At 79.5% G+C, this 3,989-nt stretch carries 2 protein-coding genes; both read left to right on the top strand.

What is annotated here, in order from left to right:
* Nucleotides 1–190: 190 nt before the first annotated feature.
* A complete protein-coding gene (locus G5C65_RS32830; protein WP_165302716.1) occupies nucleotides 191–2,503 on the top strand; it encodes a hypothetical protein in 2,313 nt (770 codons plus the stop codon).
* A partial coding sequence (locus G5C65_RS32825) for a TOMM precursor leader peptide-binding protein (RefSeq protein ID WP_165302715.1) occupies nucleotides 2,500–3,989 on the top strand: 1,490 nt, incomplete at its 3' end. The genes G5C65_RS32830 and G5C65_RS32825, both read left to right, overlap by 4 nt.

Raw genomic sequence — 3,989 nt, 5'->3', positions numbered from 1 at the left:
GTGCGGGGCGGGCCGAGCGCGCGGCGCGCGCCTTCTTGCGTCGGGACATGACGCCATCCTGCCGCAACTCCCCCGGCACCTCCCCGCGGGAAGTCCACTCGTTGCGGCGAATCCGGGCGGCACCGCGCATGACCGGGGCCAGGCGTGGCAGTCAGGCGCTGAGAACCACGACACGAGGAGAGGCGTCCCCATGCGGCCACGCCTGCGTGACCATGTGCGCTTCCTGGAGCGCCCCGACGGCACCTACGTCCTCGCCCCGCACGGCGGCACCCTGGTGCGCGGCCCGCACCTGCACACCTGGCTGGTCCGGCTCGCCCCGTTCCTCACCGGCGAGCACAGCCTGCCGGAGCTCGTCGAGGCGCTGCCGCCCGAGCAGCGCCGGACCGTCGAGCGGCTGGTGCGCACCCTGCACGAGGGGGGCTATGTGCGGAACGCCGCGCCCGACCGCCCGCACGGCCTGTGCGCCGACGAGAAGCGGCTCTACGCCGAGCAGCTCGCCCATCTGCGCGAAGCCGCCGACTCCGCGGAGCACCGCTTCGAGCGGCTGCGGGCCGCCAGGATCGCGCTCGCCGGGGACGGCCCCCTCGCCGCCGAGGTGCTGCGGCTCGGGCTGCGCTGCGGCTGGCGGACCGTGGAGGTGGCGGCCGGGGCGGCAGCGGAGCGCGCGGCGCTGCGCCGCCTCGCGGCGACCGAGCGCCGGGACCCGCTGCAGGAGGTGACGGTGCGCCGGACGGCGCCGCTGCCCGGCGTCCGCCCGTATGTGCTGCGCGTCCGGCTGGACGACGAGGAGCAGTCCGCGGGGAACGGCGTGCCGTGCCCGGTCGTCGCGGCGGCGGACGGCGCGGTGTGGATCGGCCCCGTGGGCGGCCCCCTGCCGCCGCCCGCCCGGAAGCCCCACGCGTACCGTCCGTACGACGGCACGGCGCGCACCCTGCTCGCCGCTCAGGTGGTGCTGGTGTGCCTGCGGTATCTGACCGGCCTGGAGGGCGAGGACGAGCGGCCGCTGCGGGCGGTCCGTGTGGACCCCCGCGAGCTGACCGCCTCGGAGCATCTCGTCACTGCCGTCGAAGGCGGTTCGGCGGGCGCACGGCACAGCGGGGCGGCAGGCGCGGCAGGCGCGGCAGGCGCGGCAGGCGGCACGGAAGAACCGCTCACCGCCGGTGATGTCGCGGCCTGGTGGGCGGCGCCCGCGCTCTCGCCCGCCGAACTGGCGGCATGCGCCGACCGGCTGACGGACCCGCACACGGGTGTGCTGTGTGCGGTCGGTTCGGGCCCCTGGACGCAGCACCCGTGGTGGACCTGCCGTGCGGAGGCCCGCCTGCCCGGCCCCGGGGACGGCACGGTCGTCGTGGGCGGGTACGGGCGTACCCGGGAGGAGGCCCGCGAGCGTGCGGTCCTTGCAGCGCTCACCGAGCGGGCCGCGCGCGAGGCAGCACCTGCGGATCGAGGCGGCCCGGTGTGGGGCTGGGATCTCCAGGCGGACGCGCCGGTCCGGGTCGCGGCCCTGCCGGAGGCGCGGTCGGCCGTGGGGGGCGGGCTGAGCGCGCCCCGCGCCGCCGCGGACGCCCTGCGGGCGCTGGCGGAGGGGCTGCTGGCCGAGCGGCTGCTCGGCGGCCGGCGGGAGCCGTTCCCGTTGGTGGAGGGCGGTGGCGGTGAGACGTACGCGATGCTGCGCGCCACGGGGCACGAGCCGGCGGTCCACGACCTGTCCGCCGCCCTGGGCGGTCTGCCCGCCTGCGCGGTCACCCTGGACGGCACCACGGTGGCCCTGCGCTGCGGCGCGGACCGGGGCGACGTACGGCGCGAGGCGCTGGAACTGGCCCTGCTGTCCTGGCAGTCGCGCCTGGACGGCGAGCCGGCGTACACCCCGCGGGTGCCCGCCGCGCTCCGCCTCGCCCTCCGCGCGCCGCACACGGACGGGCGGGACGGGCGCACACCGTGCCCTGCGGCGCACGCCGGTCGCTCCGCGGCGCGGGACACCGGGGAGGATCCCCCGGCCGATGCCGCCCCGGACGAAGACACCGGCTCCCCGGAGCGGGACGGACGCGGCGGGCCGGAGCGGCACCGGCGCCGCGCGCCCGGCAGAGCGGCCCGCAACGCATCGTCCGGGCGCGGGCCGGGCGCGCCGGGAGGGGGTGACCACAGCCCGGAGCCGGGGTCCGGCACGGTGCGCGGCGGTGACGGCGGGCCGCCGGGCAGCTCCGGCGCCTCCGGCACGGCGGCGTGCGCGTCGACCTGGGCAGCGGCGGGCCGGGCGGCGGCCTCGTGCCCGGTCGCTCCCCCGGCGGGCGACGGCGCCAGGACGGGCGGCAGCACGGCGGCCCCCGGCCGCCGGAGCGGGCCCGGCGGCGCGGTGTCCGGGACAGCGGCGGCGCTGGCCGCCGCTTCCGGGGCACGGCCGGTGGCACTGCCGCTGTCCGCGGGCCCCGCGCCGCCGGGCCCGCCTCCGGTGCCGATGCCCTTCCTCGTCCGTGTCGTCCTGGTGGAGGGGAGCACCGAGTGACCGAACCGGCCGACAGGGCGGGGCGGGGCCCTGCGGGTGTCCGGGGCGTCCTGCTGTGCGGGGACACGGAGCTGGGGGCCTGGCTGCTGGAGCGGGCACCTGAGCGGACCGGCAGCGCGGACGGCACGAGCGCCGGGGACGGCACGAGCGGCGCGGGCGGCACGAGCGGCACGAGCGGCGCGGGCGGCGGCCTTCCGGTCCGGCTGGCGTGCGTGCGCTACGGCGGAGCCGAGGTACCGGCGTGCTACGCGGAGGCCGGAGCCGGGACGGCACGCTGGCTGTCGCTCGTGTGGGAACCGGGGGAGCTGCTGGTCGGGCCCGCCGGGCTGCCCGGCGTCCCGGGATGCCCCCGGTGCGCGTGGCTGCGCCGGCGCCGGAACCAGCCGCCGGTGCCGCAGGCAGGACCCGGGCAGGACCGGATGCCGCTGGCCCCGCCCGCCGGCCCGGTGCTGGACCTCGCCGCCGCGCTGCTCGCCGGGGAGCTGGCGGCCCTCGCCCGGGACGGGCGCCGTACGGGGCACGGCACTCCGGACGCCGGGTGGCCCCTTGCCCGTACCCGCGGCGCGCTGCTGCGTATCGGCACCGACCGGGGCGGGGTGAGCCGGCACCCGCTGCTGCCGGACCCGGAGTGCGTGCGGTGCGGACCCCTGCTGACGGGCGCCGACCGCGACCCGGTGCCGGGCCCGGCGGGGCCCCCTCCGCCGTCCCCCGGCCGGCTGCGGGCCCTGTCGGGCGCACGGCTGGCGGCGCTCACCCGTACGTTCGTCGATCCGTGTGCCGGGCTCGTCCAGGAGGTGCGGGAGCGGTCCGAGGGAGGGCGGCCGGTGGCGGTGGCGGTCCGTTCGCCCGCACGGGCCACCGGCGTCTCACACCACGGCTACGGACACGGCGCCGACTTCCGCACCGCCGCCGCCCACGCCGTGCTGGAGGCGCTGGAGCGCCTGGGCGGCACGCCGACGCCCCGTGCGGCGGCCTCCCGCGGGCCCGTCGCCAGCTTCCGGCAGGTGGCGGGGACGGCCGTGTATCCGCCGTCGCTCGGCCTGCATCCGGACGCCTCCTACGACCGGCCGGGCTTCCCGTACGCGCGCTGGTCCGCGTCGCGCGAGACCGAGTGGATATGGGCCCGTTCGCTGACCCGGGACCGGGCGGTGCTGGTGCCCGCCGGGCACGTGCACTACGCGGAGGCCCGTCCGGCGCGTCCGCGCTTCGTGCAGGAGCTGTCCAACGGCTGTGCGCTGGGCGCGAGTCTCGCCGAGGCGGTGCTGCACGGGCTGCTGGAGGTCGCCGAGCGGGACGCGTTCCTGGCGACGTGGTACGCGCGGCTGCCGCTGCGCCGTATCGACCTGGGCTCGGCGGCCGACCGGCGCGTCCCGGTGCTCGCCGCGTGGGCGCGGGAGCGTGCGGGTGTCGAGCTGCGCGCCTACGACGCGACGCTGGAGCAGGGCATCCCGGCGGTGTGGGTGATGGCGGTGGCGGGGGCGGACGC

Source organism: Streptomyces boncukensis (genome assembly GCF_011045075.1).
In the GTDB taxonomy this organism is placed as follows: Bacteria; Actinomycetota; Actinomycetes; order Streptomycetales; family Streptomycetaceae; genus Streptomyces; species Streptomyces boncukensis.
This window is presented reverse-complemented; position numbering and strand designations above follow the sequence as displayed.

Coding starts and splice junctions, on each gene's coding strand:
- G5C65_RS32830 (WP_165302716.1), top strand. CDS start 191: ATGCGGCCACGCCTGCGTGACCATGTGCGCTTCCTGGAGCGCCCCGAC.